The 19833-nt window shown below is 65.3% G+C and carries 17 protein-coding genes and 2 tRNA genes; 9 read left to right on the forward strand and 10 right to left on the reverse strand.

The window, feature by feature from the left end; translation table 11 throughout:
- Positions 1–144 precede the first annotated feature (144 nt).
- From AC59GX_RS06095 to moaA, 4 genes are all read right to left on the reverse strand, one after another.
- Positions 145–396, reverse strand: coding sequence for a hypothetical protein (locus AC59GX_RS06095; RefSeq protein WP_426280533.1), 252 nt, complete (start codon positions 394–396; stop codon positions 145–147).
- Positions 397–714: 318 nt separating this feature from the next.
- Positions 715–789: transfer RNA gene (locus AC59GX_RS06100), tRNA-Asn, on the reverse strand.
- Positions 790–877: 88 nt separating this feature from the next.
- Complete coding sequence (locus AC59GX_RS06105) at positions 878–1657, reverse strand: NAD kinase (protein ID WP_056490697.1); 780 nt, start codon at positions 1655–1657, stop codon at positions 878–880.
- Complete coding sequence (gene moaA / locus AC59GX_RS06110) at positions 1654–2682, reverse strand: GTP 3',8-cyclase MoaA (protein WP_426280530.1); 1029 nt, start codon at positions 2680–2682, stop codon at positions 1654–1656. Before moaA ends, AC59GX_RS06105 begins: the two co-directional genes overlap by 4 nt.
- A gap of 124 nt (positions 2683–2806) precedes the next feature.
- On the opposite strand from moaA, the gene AC59GX_RS06115 reads away from it, so the two are divergent.
- From AC59GX_RS06115 to AC59GX_RS06140, 6 genes are all read left to right on the forward strand, one after another.
- Positions 2807–4480, forward strand: a complete 1674-nt coding sequence (locus tag AC59GX_RS06115; RefSeq protein WP_426280529.1) for an EAL domain-containing protein — start codon at positions 2807–2809, stop codon at positions 4478–4480.
- Positions 4480–4902, forward strand: a complete 423-nt coding sequence (locus AC59GX_RS06120) for a YybH family protein (RefSeq protein WP_497301229.1) — start codon at positions 4480–4482, stop codon at positions 4900–4902. The genes AC59GX_RS06115 and AC59GX_RS06120 overlap by 1 nt, the downstream gene beginning before the upstream one ends.
- Positions 4903–4931: 29 nt before the next feature.
- Positions 4932–5918: a DUF2891 domain-containing protein gene (locus AC59GX_RS06125; RefSeq protein WP_426280527.1), complete on the forward strand. Its 987-nt coding sequence runs from the start codon at positions 4932–4934 to the stop codon at positions 5916–5918.
- Positions 5919–5989: 71 nt separating this feature from the next.
- Positions 5990–8101, forward strand: a complete 2112-nt coding sequence (locus tag AC59GX_RS06130) for a prolyl oligopeptidase family serine peptidase (RefSeq protein WP_497301230.1) — start codon at positions 5990–5992, stop codon at positions 8099–8101.
- Between the two features lie 16 nt (positions 8102–8117).
- Positions 8118–9899 (forward strand): DUF885 domain-containing protein, encoded by a 1782-nt coding sequence (locus AC59GX_RS06135; protein ID WP_497301232.1) that lies wholly within the window; start codon positions 8118–8120, stop codon positions 9897–9899.
- Positions 9900–10166: 267 nt separating this feature from the next.
- The gene (locus AC59GX_RS06140; RefSeq protein WP_056490679.1) at positions 10167–11210 is read left to right on the forward strand and encodes a rod shape-determining protein; all 1044 of its coding nucleotides are present in this window, start codon (positions 10167–10169) and stop codon (positions 11208–11210) included.
- Between the two features lie 117 nt (positions 11211–11327).
- Here AC59GX_RS06140 and AC59GX_RS06145 read toward each other — a convergent pair.
- From AC59GX_RS06145 to AC59GX_RS06155, 3 genes are all read right to left on the reverse strand, one after another.
- Positions 11328–11403: transfer RNA gene (locus tag AC59GX_RS06145), tRNA-Ile, on the reverse strand.
- Between the two features lie 136 nt (positions 11404–11539).
- Positions 11540–11806: a hypothetical protein gene (locus AC59GX_RS06150; RefSeq protein ID WP_031393308.1), complete on the reverse strand. Its 267-nt coding sequence runs from the start codon at positions 11804–11806 to the stop codon at positions 11540–11542.
- A gap of 154 nt (positions 11807–11960) precedes the next feature.
- On the reverse strand, positions 11961–13364 hold the full coding sequence (locus tag AC59GX_RS06155; RefSeq protein WP_426280523.1) for a M20/M25/M40 family metallo-hydrolase: 1404 nt from the start codon (positions 13362–13364) through the stop codon (positions 11961–11963).
- A gap of 123 nt (positions 13365–13487) precedes the next feature.
- Between AC59GX_RS06155 and ettA the strand changes: the two genes are divergently transcribed.
- From ettA to AC59GX_RS06170, 3 genes are read left to right on the forward strand one after another with little or no spacing between them, the layout of a single operon-like run.
- Positions 13488–15167 (forward strand): energy-dependent translational throttle protein EttA, encoded by a 1680-nt coding sequence (gene ettA, locus AC59GX_RS06160; RefSeq protein ID WP_426280522.1) that lies wholly within the window; start codon positions 13488–13490, stop codon positions 15165–15167.
- 4 nt (positions 15168–15171) lie between these two features.
- On the forward strand, positions 15172–15714 hold the full coding sequence (locus AC59GX_RS06165) for a CYTH domain-containing protein (RefSeq protein ID WP_426280521.1): 543 nt from the start codon (positions 15172–15174) through the stop codon (positions 15712–15714).
- A 2-nt stretch (positions 15715–15716) separates the two neighbouring features.
- Positions 15717–16916: a sensor histidine kinase gene (locus AC59GX_RS06170; RefSeq protein ID WP_426280519.1), complete on the forward strand. Its 1200-nt coding sequence runs from the start codon at positions 15717–15719 to the stop codon at positions 16914–16916.
- Positions 16917–17098: 182 nt separating this feature from the next.
- On the opposite strand, the gene AC59GX_RS06175 is transcribed toward AC59GX_RS06170, so the two are convergent.
- Genes AC59GX_RS06175 through AC59GX_RS06185 form a run of 3 tightly spaced genes read right to left on the reverse strand, consistent with a single transcriptional unit; the run spans position 17099 to position 19799 of the window.
- Entirely contained in the window at positions 17099–17830 is a 732-nt protein-coding gene (locus tag AC59GX_RS06175; protein WP_426280517.1) for a phosphocholine cytidylyltransferase family protein, read from the reverse strand.
- Position 17831: 1 nt separating this feature from the next.
- Positions 17832–18923, reverse strand: coding sequence for an inositol-3-phosphate synthase (locus AC59GX_RS06180; protein WP_056050788.1), 1092 nt, complete (start codon positions 18921–18923; stop codon positions 17832–17834).
- A 15-nt stretch (positions 18924–18938) separates the two neighbouring features.
- Positions 18939–19799, reverse strand: a complete 861-nt coding sequence (locus AC59GX_RS06185; protein WP_426280514.1) for a CDP-alcohol phosphatidyltransferase family protein — start codon at positions 19797–19799, stop codon at positions 18939–18941.
- Between the last annotated feature and the right edge of the window lie 34 nt (positions 19800–19833).

A 19833-nucleotide genomic window follows, 5' to 3' on the forward strand; every position in this document is an offset into this window, starting at 1 on the left:
GATTGAGCAGGGAGCGCGGTAAGTCGGCGACGATTATCGGTAGTTCAGTGCATTTAAGAACCAGCGACACTCAAGCGTGCGTTTCGATGTGGCTTCAGCCGAGCCCAAGTCGATTGGACCGGTGCATGACACCGGTCCAACAGATTAGTTGCTGTCGGAATCGTCGCCATCGTCGATCGCGAGATACAGACCACCACCGACCGCAACGGCGGCAAGAGCGATGATGATGAAGCCACCGTCGGCGACCTTGGACTTCTTGACGGTCGGCGTGCCGGCGCGTGCCGACTTGATCGTCGAGAGACTCGATGCCGGGTTGGCCGAAGCCGCGTTCGCTGCAACCGGTGCGGCGAGCAGCATGAGGCCAGCCGATGCCGTGGCAAGTGACTTAAGAAACATGAAATCTCCAATGTTTGAGGGAAGCTTCATCTTAGACCATAAAGTGTCTTAACATGACATAACTTTCATAAAGTAATAAATGTTCGTTATGTCTCGGTGTCGATCGCACCGGAGAAGTTCCGAAAATACCTCGCCAAATCGCGATTATCGCGAACGTGTCTCACCTAGCTTTGGTGTTGAGCTCGAAGTCCTGGACCTCTGGGGAAGGGCAGGTCCGACACTGTCGCAGGATGAGTGCGAAGCGCTGGGCAGGTCGACGAAGAGAGGTCCGGCCTACCGGCATCTCGCAGGTAAGCGAGGACTTGTCCGGCTGGAAAATGGCTCCCTGAGTAGGATTCGAACCTACGGCCACTCGATTAACAGTCGAGAGCTCTACCGCTGAGCTATCAGGGAACGTTGCCGGAGGCGGCTCTATAAACGGCCGGTCGGACGATGCAAGCGGGTTTCGCCGCAAAAATGCAAAGTCGGCGATAAACCGTGTTCAGGCGACGAACTGTTCCATGGTGATGCGGTCGTCGAGCGCGTGCTCGGGATCGAACAGCAGCGTGAGCTCGCGGGCGCGGTCCATGCAGATGTCGACCTGCGCCACGTCGCGGATCTCGCGCTGGTCGGCGACTGCGGAGACGGGGCGTTTGCCGGGGTCGAGCACGCGGATGCGAATGCGTGCCTTGTCTGGCAGGATCGCGCCACGCCAGCGCCGGGGGCGGAACGGGCTGATCGGGGTCAGTGCGACCATGCCCGAGCCGAGCGGCAGGATCGGGCCATGCGCGGAGAGGTTGTATGCGGTCGAGCCGGCCGGTGTCGCGACGAGGATACCGTCGCAGGCGAGTTCGGCGAGGACGACGCGGTCGTTCACCGTCACTTCGAGATTGGCCGTCTGGCGGGTCTCGCGCAGGAACGAGACTTCGTTGATCGCGGGCAGCGTGTGCGTCCGGCCATCGACGCCGATCGCGGTCATACTGAGCGGGATGACCTTGAACGGTTTCGCCCGCTCCAGCCGGTCGGTAAGGCCGTGGTGGCGCCATTCGTTCATCAGGAAGCCGACGGTGCCCAGGTTCATGCCGAACACGGGGACGGGCGGCTTGCGGCGCTCCAGCATCGTGTGCAGCGTCTGCAGCATGAACCCGTCGCCGCCGAGCGCGATGATGACGTCCGCCTCCTCGACAGGCACCCACTCGCCCATGTCGGCAAGTTCCGCTTCGGCGGCACGAGCAGGCGGGGTATTGGACGCGACCAGCGCCCGCCGCTCGTACAGGCTCATCCGCCGGTGACGCTCATGTGGCGTGCGACCGCGGGTCCTTCGCCCTGGCCGATGCGGAAGTCATGCGCCTTCGGCTTGGCGAACAGACCAGCGTCGATCGCTTCGTCGAGACCAGCGGTGCCACCTTCGCGCAATGCCGCCTTCAGGTCGACCTGATCGTCATGGCCCAGGCACATGTACAGCTTGCCCTCGGTGGTCAGGCGCACCCGGTTGCAACCTTCGCAGAAATTGGCGGTCAGCGGCGAGATCAGGCCAAGACGCGTGCGCGTGCCATCGACGTTCCAATAGCGTGCGGGGCCGCCGGTCTTGTGCGCGTCGCGGGCAAGCGTGAACTGCTGTCCGAGGTCGTCGAACACCTTGGTGAGGGGTAGGAAGCGATCAGTACGGTCCTCATCGATCGCGCCGAGCGGCATCGTCTCGATCAGCGACAGGTCGAAGCCCTCGTCGCGACACCAGGCGAGCATCGGTGCGATCTCGTCCTCGTTGAAACCCTTCAGCGCGACCATGTTAATCTTGATCGCGAGCCCCGCGTCGCGTGCGGCGTAGATCCCGCCGATCACCTGCGACACGTCGCCGTGGCGGGTGATGTAGCGGAACCGCTCGGGATCGCGGCTGTCCATGCTGACGTTGACGCGGCGGATGCCAGCGTCGACCATCGCCTCGGCATGCTGCGCTAGGCGCGTGCCGTTGGTCGTCATCGTCAGCTCTTCCAGGCCACCCCCTCGTCCATTGGCGCCGATGTTGTGACCCAAGCGCTGTACCAGTTCGGCAACGTCGCGACGCACGAGCGGCTCGCCACCCGAAAGACGGATCTTTGTCACGCCGCGCGCGATGAAGCGCTCGGCGATGATCGCGATCTCTTCGAGGCTCAGCAGCTTGCTGCGCGGCAGGAACGTCATCTTTTCGGACATGCAGTACCGGCAGCGCAGGTCGCAGCGATCGGTCACCGAAATCCGCAGATACTTGATCGTGCGACCATGCGTATCGCGCAGCGGCTTTTGCTCGAGGGTGGGCGCGATCGTCATCTCCTCCGAGCTAAGACCTGACTGTCCCACTAACAAGGCCGGATCGGCTGGTATTGGATTGGCGCGCGGCGATACGGCGGCTAGGCTCGCACCGATCGAGCGAGGTGCGACGGATATGGAAGACATGCAGATCGCAACGACGCTGTTCGCGGTATCGTTCCGTCAACGTGATGAGATCGCGGAGATTTTGGCAAGCGCAGGCGCCGGTGCGGGGTGGCAGGCGGCGGTCGTGGGCGATGCCGAAGGGTTGGAAAGCCGGTTCCTGGGGAGTGGTGCCGCGGTCGCGTTGATCGATGCGCGCGGTGCGCTCGACGACGGACTATCGGCGACGCGCAGGCTGGGCGGGTTGGTCGCCACCAACGGTGCGGCGTTGCTGGTGCTGGTGTCGCGCGGCGATGTCGAGGCGATCGGCGAGTTCTTCGATGCCGGTGCGACGCAATTCCTCGCCAGTCCGGCGAGCGAAGGCGAACTGGTCCAGGCGCTGCGGTTCGCGGGGCGCCATGCCGCACGCGCATCCGGCGGCGCGATCGATCGGCGCGGGATACCGGGCGCGTCGCACTATGACAGGGAGACCGGCGAAGCGCGGCGCTGGATCGTCAGCCGTATCGCGGAGGAGCGGCCGGTGGCGGTGGTGCTGGTCGCGCTGTCGCGCCTCGACATCGTCAATGCGGCGCATGGCCGTCCCGCGGTTGATGGCCTGATCGAAGCGGCCGTGTTGCGCGCGGAGACGGTCGCGCGCCAGGCGATCGGCGTGGATGCGATGGTCGCGCGGCTCGGCGGGTCGGAGTTCGTGCTGGTGATCGAGGCGGCCGGGGCCGCGGTGACGGCGGCGATCACCGCGTTGGATGCCGCCCTCGCGCGGCCGTTCGCGGTGGCGGATACGCGTGCCGTGCTCGGCTGTCGCTTCGGCGTGGCGCAGCGCCAGCCCGGCGACGACGCGGCGGCATTGTTGCGCCGCGCGAGCGAGGCGCTGGCCGAGGCGAAGGCGAGCGACGGATCGGTGCTGCACGTCGCGCTGCCCGACGGGGTCGCGCCGATCGATGCGCTGGCGATCGACCTGCACCATGCGATCGAGCGCGACGAGATCGACCTGCGCTGGCAGCCACAGGTCGAGATCGCGAGCGGCAAGATCACGGGGGTCGAGGCGCTGGCACGCTGGAACCACAGGGCGTTGGGGCCGCTCGGAGCGGACACGCTGTTCGATGCCGCCGACCGGGCCGACCTGGGCATCGCGTTGTCGGACCATATCCAGCGGCTGGTGCTGGCGCGTGCGGTCGCATGGCCGGAGGTTTTGGGGACGTTGCGCGTGTCGCTGAACCTGACGGCGGCGGATATCACGCGGCCGGGGTTTGCCGCGCTGTTCCTGGCGCGAATCGACGAGAGTGGCTTCCCCCGCGGGCGGCTGACGGTCGAGATTACCGAGACGGGGTTGATCGAGGATCTGGCGGCGGCATCGGCGTTGTTGGCGGAACTGCGCGGGGCGGGGTGCCGGGTGGCGATCGACGATTTCGGGACGGGGTATTCCAGTCTCGCCTATCTGAAGTCGCTGCCGCTCGATTACGTGAAGATCGACAAGTCGCTGGTCCGGGACATCGACGGCAGCGCGCGCGACCGCGTGGTGGTCGCCGGCGCGATAACGATGGCGCGTTCGCTGGGGCTCGCGGTGATCGCCGAGGGGGTCGAACGGCCGTCGCAGCTCGAACTGCTCGCCGCGGGTGGATGCAGCCTGTACCAGGGCTTCCTGCTGTCCGAACCGGTCGGCGAGGCGGCTTTGCTCGAACTGATGGCGAGAGAATGATGCGTACCGTGATGATACCCCTCGCGATCGTCGCGATCGCAGCACCCGCAATCGCGCAGACGCCCGCCGAAATCGCGATCCGCAAGGGCATGGAAGCGAGCGCGGCGGGCTGGAACGCGGGCGATCTCGCGCGGTTCATGGACATCTATGCCGAGGACGCGGTGTTCGTGACGCCGAAGGGACTGCTTCGCGGCAAACCGGCGATTGCGGACAAATACCGGGCCAGCTTCAGCGGCACGGGCAATGTGCGAGGCAAGCTGTCGTTCGCGTTCCTGGAGATGCGCGGCCTGGATCCGGCGCATGCGATGCTGTTCGCACGGTGGACGCTGACCGGGGCGTCGACCAGCGAATCGGGCATGACGACTTTGGTGTTCGAACGGCGGGGTACAGCGTGGAAGATCATTTCGGATCACAGCAGCTGAATGTCCAACGAACGATGTGGGATGACACGATGACACAGCGGCTCGACCACGCGACCGCGGCACGATTTGCCGGGCTGACGCTCGGGCATCTGACCCGCGAATGGCCGTACAAGCTCGACCAGGTGCTCGACGGGCCCGGTGACCTGGCGCTGCCGAAGACGCTGCATCCGGTGTTTCACGGCAGTTTCGACTGGCATAGCTGCGTCCATGGCTGGTGGCAGGTGATGCGCCTCGCGCGACTTTTTCCCGGCATGGCGGAGGCCGCCGCTGTCGAAGCGCTGGCGGACCGGATGCTGGTGCCCGCGCTGATCGCGGGCGAGGTGGCGTATCTCGACCGACCGGGCACGGGCGGGTTCGAGCGGCCCTATGGCTGGGGGTGGCTGCTGGCGCTGCATGACGAACTCGCGCTGCGTCCCGATCGGCCTTGGGCGGCGGCGGTCGAGCCGTTAGCGTGGGCTTTCGCAGCCCGGTTCGCGGCGTATCTGCCAAAACTGATCTACCCGGTGCGTAGCGGGAAGCATGACTGCACCGCGTTCGCGCTCGTCCACGCGCTGCGCTGGGCGCGGACGCATGACGAGTCGCTCGCCGCACTGATCGAGGCGCGCACGCGGGACTGGTACGGGGACGACCGCGACTGCCGGCCGTTCGAGCCGAGCGGGGAGGATTTCCTGTCGGCAACGCTGTGCGAGGCGGCGTTGATGAAGGACGTGCTCGGGGCCGAGTTCGCGCCGTGGCTGGCGGGGTTCCTGCCCGATCCGTTCGGTGCCGTGACGGCGTGCCTGCGCTCCCCCGCGATCGTCAGCGACCGGTCGGACGGCCGGCTCGCGCATCTCGACGGGGTCAACCTGTCGCGCGCGTGGTGCTGGCGGACGATAGCCGACGCGCTGCCCGATCCTGCCGCCGCGCGCGCGATCGCCGATGCGCACCTCGCCGAAGCGCTGCCGCATCTCGCGGACGATTACATGGGCGAGCATTGGCTGGCGACGTTCGCACTCCTCGCGCTGGAGACTGAATGATCTGAAGAGAGGGGCTGGCGTAGCGAACTGCGCTGCCTAAAGTCGCATCACTGAACGATAAGAGAGTGATGATGCAAAGACGCCTGCCGTTCCTGGCCTTGCTGGCCCTTTCCACGACTGCGTTGGCCCAGACGTCGGCTCCGCCGCCCGCCGCCGATCCGAATGCGTATCTCGAGGACATCCACGGCACGCGTGCGCTCGATACGGTCAAGCGGTGGAACACGCAGTCGCTGGCCGCGCTCGAAGCAAAGCCCGGCTATGCCCGCTACCGCCAGCGCGCGCTCGACCTGTTGCAGGCGGACCGCCAGATCGCGACGCCCGACCAGATCCTCGGCGATCAGGTGCTGAACCTGTGGCAGGACAAGACGAACGTGCGCGGGCTTTGGCGGGTCGCGTCGCTGGCCTCGTTCACCAGCGGCAAGCCGGTGTGGCGGACGCTGATCGACGTCGATGCGCTCGGCAAGGCGGAGGGCAAGAGCTGGGTGTGGAAGGGCGCGACCTGCCGCTCGCCGTCCTACGATCGCTGCATGGTCGCGCTGTCGAACGGCGGCGGCGATGCGGTCGACGAGCGTGAGTTCGACATCCCCACGGGCAAGTTCGTCGCGGACGGTTTCGTCGTGCCGAGCTTCAAGACCGGGCTGAACTGGGCGGGCCCGAACGCGCTGTACGTGGCGACGAATTTCGGCGCTGGCAGCCTTACAAAGTCGGGCTATCCGCGGACCGTGAAGCGGTGGCAGCGCGGCACGCCGCTCTCGGCCGCGGCCACCGTGACGAGCGCGACGCCGGACGATGTCGGGATCGAAACCAGCGTCTTCACCGATGGCGACCGGCGCTATCCGCTAGTGTCGCGCAACGTCGATTTCTTCCATTCGAAGCGTAGTCACATCGCCGAGAATGGCCGGCTGGTGCCGTCGCCGTTGCCAGATGATGCCGAGATCAACGCCGTCCTCGATGGCCGGTTGATCGCGACACTGGCGTCCGACTGGAAGGGGATTCCGAGCGGGTCGGTCGTGGCGTATTCGATTGCCGACGTGCTGGCAGGCCACGCGCCGACGATCGAGCGCGTGCTGGTACCGACCGCGACGCAGGCGGTGGAGCAGGTCGATTCGAGCAAGTCGGTGCTGTGGGTGAAAATGCTCGACGACGTCTCTGGCCGGCTCGTGTCGCTGACGCGCGGTGCGGATGGCATCTGGACGCAAGGCGTCGCGACGCTGCCGACCGCGTCGACGATCCACCTCGATGCGACCGCGGGCAAGGACGACGTCGCGTTCGCGGTTGTCGAAAGCTTCCTCAGCCCGCCCGCGCTTTATGCCGTCCGCCCCAATGCGAAGCCGGTGGCGGTCGACACACTGCCCGCGCGGTTCGATGCCTCGACGATGCAGGTCGAACAGCGGTTCGCGACGTCGAAGGACGGGACGAAGATCCCGTATTTCCTGGTTCGGAAGAAAGGCACGACCGGGCCAGTGCCCGCGCTGGTCCACGCGTACGGCGGGTTCCGCAATGCGCAGACGCCGACCTACCTCGTTGACCAGCCCTATCGTTCGGGCCCGGCCGGGCTGTTCTGGGTCGAGGAGGGCAACGCGTTCGTGCTCGCCAACATCCGTGGCGGTGGCGAATACGGGCCGCGCTGGCACCAGATGCCGCTGCGCGAGAACCGGCAAAAGGCGTATGATGATCTCCACGCGGTCGGCGACGATCTTGTCCGGACCGGGGTCAGTGCCAAGCGCAAGATCGCGGTATCCGGCCGGTCGAACGGTGGCCTGCTGGTCGGCGTCGCGATGGAGCAACGTCCCGACCTTTACGGCGCGATCGTGATGGGATCGCCGCTGCTCGACATGCAGCGCTATTCGCATCTGTCGGCGGGCGCGTCGTGGATCGGCGAATATGGCGACCCGGACAAGCCTGCGGACTGGGCGTTCATCTCGAAATATTCGCCGTACCAGAACCTGAAACGCGGCGTGCAATACCCGACGCCGTTCATCTACACCTCGACCGAAGACGACCGCGTCCACCCCGGCCACGCGCGCAAATTCGCCGCGCGGCTGGAGGCGTATGGCGATCCGTTCTTTTATTACGAGAACCCGGAAGGCGGCCATGCGGCGGGCGCCGACAAGATCGAGGACGCCAAGCGCGCCGCGCTCGTCACCGTCTATCTGAACGCGCAACTCGCGCCACAGCGCTGATCGTCAGGAATCCATGATGCGTAATTTCCGTCTGTTGCTCAGCGCCGCGATGCTCGCGCTGCCGGTTTCATCTATCCCTGCGCCCGTACTGGCCGCGCAAGCGAACGAGAATTCGGCGTTCGCGTCGCTCTCGAAGCGCTACGTCGATGGCCTCGCCCGCCTCAATCCGTCGTCGGCGACATCGCTCGGCGATCACCGCTTCGACGCACAGGTCACCGACATGTCCGCCGCAGGGCGTGCCAAGCGTGAGGCGTTCTCGAAGGCGATGCTCGTCGATCTCCAGCGGATCGACCGCAAAGCCCTGTCGCGCGAGGAGCAGGTCGATGCGGCGCTGCTCGACAATGCGCTGCGCTACGACATCTGGGATACCGAGACGCTCGGCGGGTGGGCGTGGGATCCGCAGGTCTATAACGACATCGCCGGCAGCTCGCTCTATTCGCTCGCCGCGCGGGACTTCGCGCCGTGGCCGCAGCGGCTGAACGCGGCGACCGCGCGGATGGCGGCGCTCCCCGCGTTGCTGGCGCAGGCGCGCGCCAACATCGTGGTGGCCCGCGTACCGTCGATCTACGCGACGACCGTGGCCAAGCAGAACAGCGGCATCGTCGACATCGCCGAAAGCATGCTCGCGCCACACAAGGGCGAATTGTCCGCAGCGGACGCCAAGCGGTTCGACGCCGCGCTCGCGAGACTGAAGGCGGCGGTTGCCGAGCATCAGGTCTGGCTCGACAAGACGCTCGTGCCCGGTGCGAAGGGCGACTTCCGCCTCGGCGCGGCGCTCTACGACAAGAAGCTCGGCTTCGCGCTGCAATCCGACCTCACCCGGGCCGAGATCAAGCGCCGCGCGCAGGCCGCGATCGTCGACACGCGCGCGCAGATGTACGCGATCGCACGCCAGATATTTGGCGCCAAGAAGGGCGCGCTGCTGCTTCCCGACAAGCCGTCCGAAGCGCAGCAACAGGCCGCGATCCAGCTCGCACTCGAACTCACCTACGCCAAGCGCCCAGCACGCGACGGCATGATTGACGCCTCGACCAAGGCTCTGGCGCAGGCGACCGCCTTTGTCCGCGACAAGGGGCTGGTCGGCATGCCCGACAGCCCGGTGAAGATCATCACCATGCCCAAGTTCCAGCAGGGCGTCGCGGTTGCCTACTGCGATTCCCCCGGCCCGCTGGAAAAGAACCTCGGCACGTTCTTCGCCGTCTCGCCGATCCCCGACGACTGGACCGAGGCGCAGGCGACCTCGTTCCTGAGTGAATATAACGACTACATGATCCACGACCTCGCGGTGCACGAGGCGATGCCGGGGCATTACCTCCAGCTCGCGCACGCCAACGCGACTCAGTCGACGTTGCGCGCGGTGCTCGGCTCGGGGCCGTTCGTCGAGGGCTGGGCGGTGTATGCGGAGGGCATGATGGCGGACGAGGGCTATCTGAATGGCGATCCGCTGTTCAAGCTGACGGTGCTCAAGATGCGGCTGCGCTCGATCTCGAACTCGCTGCTCGACATCGGTATCCACACCGAGGGCATGACTCGCGAGCAGGCGATGCAGCTGATGACGCACACCGCGTTCCAGCAGGAGCGCGAGGCGGCGGGCAAATGGGTCCGCGCCTCGCTGGGTTCGACTCAGCTGCTGAGCTATTTCACCGGCTATTCGGAGCACATGGCGTTGCGGGAAGAGGCCAAGAAGCGGCAGGGCGCGGCGTTCGATCTCAAGCGCTACAACGACGCGTTGCTCGCCCATGGTTCGCCGCCAGTGCGCTACGTCCGCGAACTGCTGTTCGACCTGCCGATCGGATGACGGCAGGCGGGTGCACGTAACGCATATCCCGTGGTCGATCCGTTCATCGGCACGGGCGGCGAGGGGCATGTCTCGCCCGGCGCAGTACGCCGTTCGCGGCCCTCGCGACACTATTCGACGACACCGTACGGAGAACACCGTCGTGATCGTCGTTGGGTTCGCCCGTCCGGGCGCAGAGCGATTGACGCGGATCGCACTACGCCGACAGCGTATGGTTTCATACAGTGGCCACGGTAACGGGCGCACGCTTTCAGATTGTCATAGCCCATGCGTCTTCCTCGCCTGTTCAGCCGCCCGTCGAACGACATGGCGATCGATCTCGGAACGGTGAACACCGTCGTCTACCTGCGCGGTCAGGGCATCGTCCTGAACGAACCGTCGGTGGTGGCGATCGAAACGCGCAATGGCGTCCAGCAGGTGCGCGCGGTCGGTGCCGAAGCGAAATTGATGATGGGCAAGACGCCCGACGGGATCGAGACCATCCGGCCGATGCGTGACGGCGTGATCGCCGATCTCGACGTCGCCGAGCAGATGATCAAGTTCTTCATCGAAAAGGCGCACGGCGGGCCCAGCCGACTGCCACGCCATCCCGAGATCGCGATCTGCATCCCGTCCGGCGCGACCCTGGTCGAGCGTCGCGCGATACGCCAGGCGGCATCCAATGCCGGCGCGCGCAAGGTATATCTGATCGAAGAGCCGATGGCGGCGGCGATCGGTGCCGGACTGCCGGTGACCGAACCGGTCGGGGCGATGGTCGTCGATATCGGCGGTGGCACGACCGAAGTGGCGGTGCTGTCGCTGCGAGGACTTGCCTACAGCACGTCGGCGCGGGTCGGCGGCGACAAGATGGACGAGGCGATCAGTTCGATGATTCGTCGCAAGCACAATCTGATGATCGGCGAAGCCACCGCAGAACGCGTCAAGCTGGCGGTCGGCATGGCGCGAATGCCGGAGGATGGAATCGGCGAGGTCATGCGCGTCAAGGGACGCGACTTGCGTGCAGGGGTGCCACGCGAGATCGAGGTGACGCAGGCTGATATCGCGGCGTCGTTGGCGGATCTGATCGGCCAGATCGTCGAAACCGTGCTGACTGCGCTGGAAAAGACCGAACCCGAACTGGCCGCCGATATCTGTGATCAGGGCATCGTCATGACGGGCGGCGGATCGCTGCTCGCGCGGATCGACGAAGTGTTGTCGGACGCGACGGGGCTGCCCGTCACGGTCGCCGAGAACGCGCTGACCTGCGTCGCGATCGGTGCGGGCCGCGCGATGGAAGAGCCTGTCTATCAGGGCGTGATGACGGAAATCTGATTTACCGGGACACCGGCGCTCTGCGGTTTCGGCAACGTCGTCATGCACTGCACGTCGTGAAGCGCTCGAACCCGACATCGGCTTTCAAGCGCTTGGCTCGATGACAGGGCGAGAGGTTGGTGGGCCCGGCAGGAATCGAACCCGCAACCTAGCCGTTATGAGCGGCCAGCTCTAACCGTTGAGCTACAGGCCCCACCGGCGCCTGCGTTAGCGCAAGCGATCGGCCCGCAAAAGGGCGCACAAGCAAAACGGCAAAGAAAAAGGGCGCTCCCGAAGGAACGCCCTTTCCGACACTAATACTCTATCGAGCGCGAACGCCCGACAGGGTCTTAGTTCATGTTGTCGGTCTTCTCGTCGGCAGCGTCACGGACGTTGTCGGCAGCTGCGTTCATGTTGTCAGCAGCGTTCTCGAGCACGTCGGTAGCGACTGCGTTCGAGGTGTTGTCCGCCATGGCGTCCATGTTGTCAGCCTGCATTTCCATGTTGTCAGCCAGCATGTCCGCGTTGTTCTCAACTGCGGCGGCTTCTGGCGACTTGCTGCAGGCTGCGACGGACATCAGGCCGGCGGCAGCAGCGATCAGAACGATCTTCTTCATTCGAATGCTCCCAAGCATAGTTTCACTCGCGGCCGACCCGATTGCCGTCGCGAAGTCACGTCAAATAGCGGCCCCCGGCGGGCGGTCAATCCGCTAAATTCATCTGTCCGCAAGGTTTGCGGCAGAACGATGACAGATTGGTTCATGCAATTCGTCACTTCTGGGGCACAATTGACCCGATTTCCTCGGGCGCATTGGCCACTGTCGCGATCACCGTGGTCCAAGCCGCGACGTTCTGGCGGAGCTGTTCGGGGTCTATCAGATCCAGCGTGTCCTCGGGCGTATGGTGGTAGTCGAAGTAGCGCAGGCCCGACTGGTTGAGGTCGATTCCCGCGACCCCCGTGGCGATCACCGGGCCGACATCGGTGCCGCCATGCGGGGCATCGGCGCCGCGAACGATCCCGAGCGGGGCGAGCGCGACCGCCAGGCGATCCTCGATCGGCTTGGCAGCGTCGGGCAGGCTGCTCTCGAACCGCCAGACGCGATCGGCACCGAAATCCGATTCGGCGGCAGTCGCATGGCGTTCGCCGGCGTGCGCCTTGGCGTAGGCGGCTCCGCCGAAGCCGCCGCTCTCCTCGTCGCCGAACCAGACGACGCGGATGGTGCGGCGTGGGCGCTGGCCGCCGTCCATGACGATCTTGGCGGCCGCCGCGGTGATCGCGATGCCCGCGCCGTCATCGATCGCGCCGGTGCCGAGGTCCCAGCTGTCGAGATGGCCACCGACCAGCACGATCCCGGCCTTGGGGTCGGTGCCGGGGACTTCGGCGACGACGTTGCCCGATTCGCGCATGCCGACCTGCTTGTCTTCGAGCACCAGTTTCAGCGTCACCGGCTTGCCGAGCTTCACCAGCCGCTCGACATGCTCGGCGTCCGCGACCGACAGCGCGGCCGCGGGGATCGGCGTCACGCCCGCATCGAAATTGGTGTTGCCCGCGTGCGGCCCGCGGCCGTGATCGGTACCGATCGACCGGATCACGATCGCCGCCGCGCCCTTCTTGGCGGCGACGTTCGGTCCGACGAAGCGCGCGGTGCCCTGCGATCCATAGCTCGACCCGTCTTGGGTCGGCTGCATCGCGTTCGACACGAAGGCGATCTTGCCCTTCAGGCTACCGTCGGCGGCGAGCGCGAGGTCGTTGTACGTCGGGAAATACACGATCGGCAGGGTCAGCCCGCCCGGCGGCGTCGCGCCCGAATTGCCGAGGCCGACCAGATGCAGCTTCTGCGCATAGGGCGCGACCAGCTCACCACTCTCCGTGCCGCGCGACCAGACCGGCAGCTGGTATGGCTCGATCCGCACGTTCTTGAACCCGAGCGCCTTCAGCTTGGCGACCGACCAGGCGCGCGCCCGCGGTGCCGCCTCGGTGCCGGTCATCCGCGGGCCGACCTCGGTCGTGATGCCCTCGACGATCTTGTACGCCGTATCGTCGGTCAGCGCCTTGTCACGAAGTGCTGCAACCCTCGCGTCGACCGCGGTTGCCGGGGCGGCGGTACGCTGCGCCGCAAGAGGAACGGCGGTGATTGCGGCACAGGCCGCCAGAAATGGTGCGATACGCGTCATCAGCAATTCCCCTTGGTGTCGGCCTCCTTCGTTAGGTCCCAGCTCGCGCGTTGCCAACCTTCGCGGCTGCCCTTACATGCGCAGATCAATCCCTCCCTCACGAACACCCGAACGGAGACCCCCGTGGCCGGCCAATACGCCTATGTCATGAAGGACATGACGAAGACCTTCCCCGGCGCGCCCAAGCCGGTGCTGTCGAACATCAATCTGCAATTCTATCATGGCGCCAAGATCGGCATCGTCGGCCCCAACGGCGCGGGCAAGTCGACGCTGATCAAGATCATGGCCGGCATCGACAAGGACTATACCGGCGAAGCCTGGCCGGGCGAGAACGTTACCGTCGGCTATCTGGAGCAGGAGCCGCAGCTCGACGCCACCAAGACCGTGCTGGAGAACGTCAAGGACGGCGCGCGCGGTGTCGCGGACATGGTCGATCGCTTCAACGCAATCTCCGCCGAGATGGGCGATCCCCAGGACGACACCGACTTCGACGCGCTGCTCGAGGAGATGGGGACGCTTCAGGAGCAGATCGACGCGATCGACGGCTGGACGCTCGACAACCAGCTCGAGGTCGCGATGGAGGCGCTGCGTTGCCCGCCGGGCGACTGGCCGGTCGACAAGCTGTCGGGTGGTGAGAAGCGCCGCGTCGCGCTGACCCGCCTGCTGATCCAGAAGCCGGGTATCCTGTTGCTGGACGAGCCCACCAACCATCTCGACGCGGAAAGCGTCCAGTGGCTGGAGAACCATCTGAAGGATTATGCGGGCGCGGTGCTGATGATCACCCATGACCGCTATTTCCTCGACAACGTCGTCGGCTGGGTGCTCGAACTCGATCGTGGCAAGTATTTCCCGTACGAGGGCAATTACTCGACCTATCTCGAGAAGAAGGCCAAGCGCCTTGAGCAGGAGGATCGCGAGGAATCCGGTCGTCAGACCGCGATCAAGAACGAGCTCGAATGGATTCGTCAGGGTGCCAAGGCGCGCCAGACCAAGTCCAAGGCGCGTATCGCCAACTTCGAACGCCTCGTCTCCGCACAGGAGAACCGCTCGCCGGGCAAGGCGCAGATTGTCATCCAGGTGCCCGAGCGTCTCGGCGGCAAGGTCATCGAGCTCGACAACGTCTCCAAGGCTTACGGCGACAAGCTGCTGTTCGAGAACCTCTCGTTCACGCTGCCCGCGGGCGGTATCGTTGGTGTCATCGGTCCCAACGGCGCCGGCAAGTCGACGCTGTTCAAGCTGATCACTGGGCAGGAGACGCCGGACAGCGGCACGATCGACAAGGGTTCGACCGTGCGGCTCGGCTATGTCGACCAGAGCCGCGACCATCTCGACGACAAGAAGAACGTCTGGGAGGAGATTTCCGACGGTCTCGATTCGATGAAGGTGAACGGGTTCGACCAGTCGACGCGCGCCTATGTCGGGGCGTTCAACTTCAAGGGCCAGGACCAGCAGAAGAACGTCGGCAAGCTGTCGGGCGGCGAGCGCAACCGCGTCAACATCGCCAAGATGTTGAAGCGCGGCGGCAACGTGCTGCTGCTCGACGAGCCCACCAACGATCTCGATGTCGAGACCTTGGGCGCGCTCGAGGAAGCGATCGAGAACTTCGCCGGGTGCGCGGTGGTGATCAGCCACGACCGCTTCTTCCTGGATCGTCTCGCCACGCACATCCTGGCGTTCGAGGGCAACAGCCATGTCGAATGGTTCGAGGGCAATTTCGAATCCTACGAAGAGGACAAGCGCCGCCGTCTGGGCGATGCGGCGGATCGTCCTACCGCGCTGTCCTATAAGAAGCTGACGCGCTGACCCGATGTTGCGGGGGCTCGACGAGGAACTGGTCGCTCACAAATACGCGCAGGTAGAGCGCGAGCGCCGGTTTCCCGTCGATCCGGCGCGTCGGCCCGATCTTGCCGACGCGCCGTATATCCTGATCGAGGACCGGTACATTGAGGGCACGCGGCTAAGGCTGCGCGCCATGACCGATAGCGGCTCGGGGCGTGTGGTCCTGAAGATCGGCAAGAAACACGACGTTGCCGACGTGCTGAGCAGGCCGACGGTCACGACGTATCTTGATCGGGACGAGTATGACCTGCTGGCGAAACTGCCGGCACGATCGTTGAGGAAACGCCGGTATCGGGTGGGTGCTGATTTCGGCATCGACCTGTTCGAAGGAGCGCTCGCCGGGCTCGAACGCGCCGAGATCGAGCAGGACGACGCGGCCACTTTGACGTCGATCGTCAGCCCCGAATGGGCAATCGCGGAAGTCACGCATGATCCGCGATTCCAGGGTGGGCGATTGAGCCTGCTGGATGCGGCAGGCGTGACGAGACTTATTGCCAGTAACATCGAGTGAGTATGACGGTTATCGAACAATCTCCCGGCGGCGATCGGCCCCCTGGCGCAGGCGAACTCGAATATCGTCTTCGCCAGCAGTCGATCCTGGCCGACTTCGGGATCGAGGCGCTGCGGGCGCGGGATCTGCAGCCGATGTTGCAGCGCGCGACCGAGTTGTGCGGCGAGGGGATGCGGTCGAAATACTGCAAGTTCCTCGAATACCGTCCCGAACAGAACACCTTGTTGGTCCGCGCCGGGATCGGCTGGGCGCCGGGGGTGGTCGGATCGACCGAAATGCGTACCGACCTCGGCTCGCCGGCGGGGTTCGCGCTGGAGACCGGGCTGCCGGTGATCTCGAACCACCTTGAGAACGAACAGCGCTTCCGGACGCCGGAGTTCATGGCGCAGCACAATATCCGCCGCGCGATCAATGTGCTGGTCGAGACCTCGGGCAAGCGCTTCGGCGTGCTCGAGGTCGACAGCCCCGACGAGGGCAAGTTCGAGCCCGCCGACTTCGCGTTCATGCAGGGGTTTGCGAACCTCATAGGCGTGGCGATCGAGCGGCAGCAGGCGGAGCAGCGGCTGAGCGAGGCGATGGAGCATCAGGAGCTTCTCACGCGGGAGGCTAGCCACCGGGTGAAGAACAGCCTGGCTCTGGTGTCGGCGATGCTCAACCTCCAGATGCAGGAGGACGACGATCCGCGGATCCGGCGGCTGCTGGGCGATGCGCAGGCGCGGATCACTGCGATCGCACAGACGCACGACCAGCTCTGGCGTGGCGATCAGGTCGGCATCGTCGCGCTCAACGATCTGGTCTGCGGGATCGCGACGGGGCTGGGCGAGCAATCGCTCACCCACCGGATCGACTGCGATATCGAGGCGATCCTTATCAGCGCGGACGTGGCGATCCCGATGGGGTTGCTGGTCACCGAACTGGTCACCAACGCGATCAAGTACGCGTATGGCGACGACGGCGGCGTGATCCTGGTCACGGTGCGCAGTGCGGACGGGCGGATCGTGTTGACCGTGTCCGACGAGGGCGATGGGTTGCCGGCCGACTTCGACTTGAAGACGGCATCGCGGAAAAGCCTCGGAATGCGGATGATCGGCAGCCTCGCGCGGCAGTTGCGCGGGACGGTGACGATCGAGAATGCTGAGCTGGGGACATGCGCGACGCTGGACGTGCCTGATCCTCGGGTCGAGGAAGCCTCGGCGTCCTAACGATACTCCGTCATCCTGACGAAAGTCAGGACCCAGAGCCCAGAGAGCTCCACTCGTAACACTGGATCCTGACTTTCGTCAGGATGACGGGGTTTATCGTTCTCCTGCGAACGCAGGAGTCCAGGGTAATGAAGCGTGACGATCGTGACCCTGGGCTCCTGCGTTCGCAGGAGAACGGTGGCTTACGCCGCGACGGCATCTGCCTTGGTCGCCATCCACGCTTCGGCCTTTGCCAGGGCGGGGGCGTCGTCAACGTCGATCCAGTCGATGTCGCTGCAGTCCACGATCCGGGCCAAGCCTTGCGCGGCAAGCAGGCGGACGCCTTCGGTGAGCGAGGGGCTCACGAGCGTGACCAGCGCGTCCGACAGCGCAGGGCCGATCGCGAAGACGCCGGTGTCGTAGCAGTCGTGTGGTTCGAGGCCCTTGCCGATCGCGACGATGCGGTCGCCTTCGGTGGCGACGCAGGTGACGTCCTCGGGATCGACCCAATCGTGGCCGAGGCGCCGGTCGATGCCGAGGCGCAGACCACCGCCAGCGCCGGCTTTCGCCATGCGGGCGTAGAGTTCGGGGCTGACGAGGTGATCGCACATCGCGAGGATCGCGTCGCTGCCCGCCAGCGCATCGCGCGCCGCCAGTACCGAAACGCCGTTCGGTTCGCGGTGATCGGCGAGAACCGTCTCGACCTTCAACGGCCAACGCCGGCTCGCGAGATACGCCTCGATCGCCTCACGCCCGTAACTCACCGTCACGATCGCGCGCGCAAAGCCGGCCTCGGCCAGTCCTTCGAGCGCGTGAGCGATCAACGGCCGCCCCGCGACCGCGCAGAGCGGCTTGTACGGGGCGGAGGTGCGGAGGCGGCTGCCTTCCCCGGCGGCGAGGATGATCGCCGTTTGAATCCGGGGCGTATCGATCATGTCAGGCGGCCTTGATGAACCGCTCGACTTCGATCTGCGCGAGATCGTCGGTCATCTGCGTGCGCGGGTGCTTGCAGAAATAGGCCGATGCAGGGTCGATCACGCCGGCGATGCCGCGATCCTTGGCGATCTTGGCGCAGCGGATCATGTCGATCGCGACACCCGCCGAGTTGGGACTGTCCTCGACCGAGAGACGCAGCTCGATGTTCATCGGCACGCCGCCGAACAGCTGGCCTTCCATGCGCAGGAAGCAGACCTTGTTGTCGTTCTGCCAGGGCACATAGTCCGACGGGCCGATATGGACGTTGTCGTCGTCCATCCGCTCGGCCGCAACCGACTGGACGGCTTCGGTCTTCGAGATCTTCTTCGACTCGAGCCGGCGATGGTTCGACATGTTAAGGAAGTCGGTGTTGCCGCCGGTGTTGAGCTGGTAGGTGCGATCCAGCTTCACGCCGCGCTTGGCGAACAGGTCGGTCAGCACGCGGTGGACGATCGTCGCGCCGAGCTGTGCCTTGATGTCGTCGCCGATGATCGCGACGCCTGCGTCTTCGAACTTCTTCGCCCAGACCGGGTTCGATGCGATGAACACGGGGATGTTGTTGACGAACGCAACGCCTGCTTCAATCGCGCATTCGGCGTAGAATTCGGTCGCTTCCTGCGAACCGACCGGCAGGTAGTTCATCAGCACATCGGCGCCCGATGCCTTCAGCTCGGCGATGACCTCTTCACGCGTCGGCTCGGCGGCGTCGGAGACCAGGAACGTACGGTCGTCCTTGAAGTCGGCCATGTGGTCCGCGACGCCGTCCAGCTTCTTGCCCATCTTCACGATCGTGCCGGTGTTGCCGACATTGGGTGCGAACACAGCGGTGCAGTTCGGCTTGGCGAAGATCGCCTCGGCGACGTCCTTGCCGACCTTGCGGCGATCGACGTCCCAGGCCGCGACGACCTTGATGTCGCTCGGCTTGTAGCCACCCATGTCGAAATGCATCAGGCCAACCTGGTCGTTTGCCCCCTCGCGATAATGCTCGAGGCCCTGGACGAGCGAGCTCGCGCAGTTGCCGATGCCGACCACGGCGATCCGAATGCTATTCATTACTGACCCTGTTCCTTACGAAAGATGCATGCGCGACGCGGTCTTTGGTCGCGTTGCGGAAGTATTACGAACGAAAGCCCGCTCGACACGACGGTGCCAGACGAGCCCGACGATGGCCACGAGCGTCAAAGGGACGATTTCGAACCACCAGAAGATGCGTGGGTTGCCCGCGAAGCAGGCGACGAAGATCGCCCATACCCGGACATTCGCGGTAAGCAAGGCCATGAAGCGCAACGGTGCGACGGCGCGGGCACCGTACAGGGCCCCGAGCGCGACCGGATCCGCGGACTGACCGAGCGTGCGTTCGAACGGCATGGCAATCCGGTCGATGCTGCTCGCGACGCCATCATAGAAGCGGACGAGCGCGTTGCCGGTCGGAACGGGGAGCGCTTCGAGCGCCACGCCTTTGATCCGGCGATGGAAGCGCGAGCGCTCGCCTTCGTACATGTTCGACTGAACGGCATGCGCGCCACCAGCCGCGACTGCGAGGACCCAGGCCTCGGGCGTGTCGATCGTCAGCGCGAGCGAGATGTAGATCAGCGCGAAGACGCCGTGATCGCACAATCCGTCGAGCATGCGACCGAGTGGGCTCGCAGTCTTGGTCGCGCGGGCGACCATGCCGTCGAGTCCGTCGGCGATCAGCCATCCCATCGACAGCACCAGGCCGACCAGCGCGAGCGCCCAGTTTCCCCATTGCGTGTAGGCGAGCGCCGCTGCTCCGCCGAGGCAAAGCCCCGCCACCGACACCGAATTGGCCGAGATTCCACGCGACAACGCGATCGGCAAAAGCGCACGGCCTGCCGGGTGAATCAGCCAAAGATTAGATGGGATCTCGATCCGGCGATCGCGCGATCCATCCGGTGGAGCCACTGTCATAGGATTTTCATAATGCGCCGGATGGGCGATTTAT

It is taken from the genome of Sphingomonas sp. 320_CC (assembly GCF_059691795.1).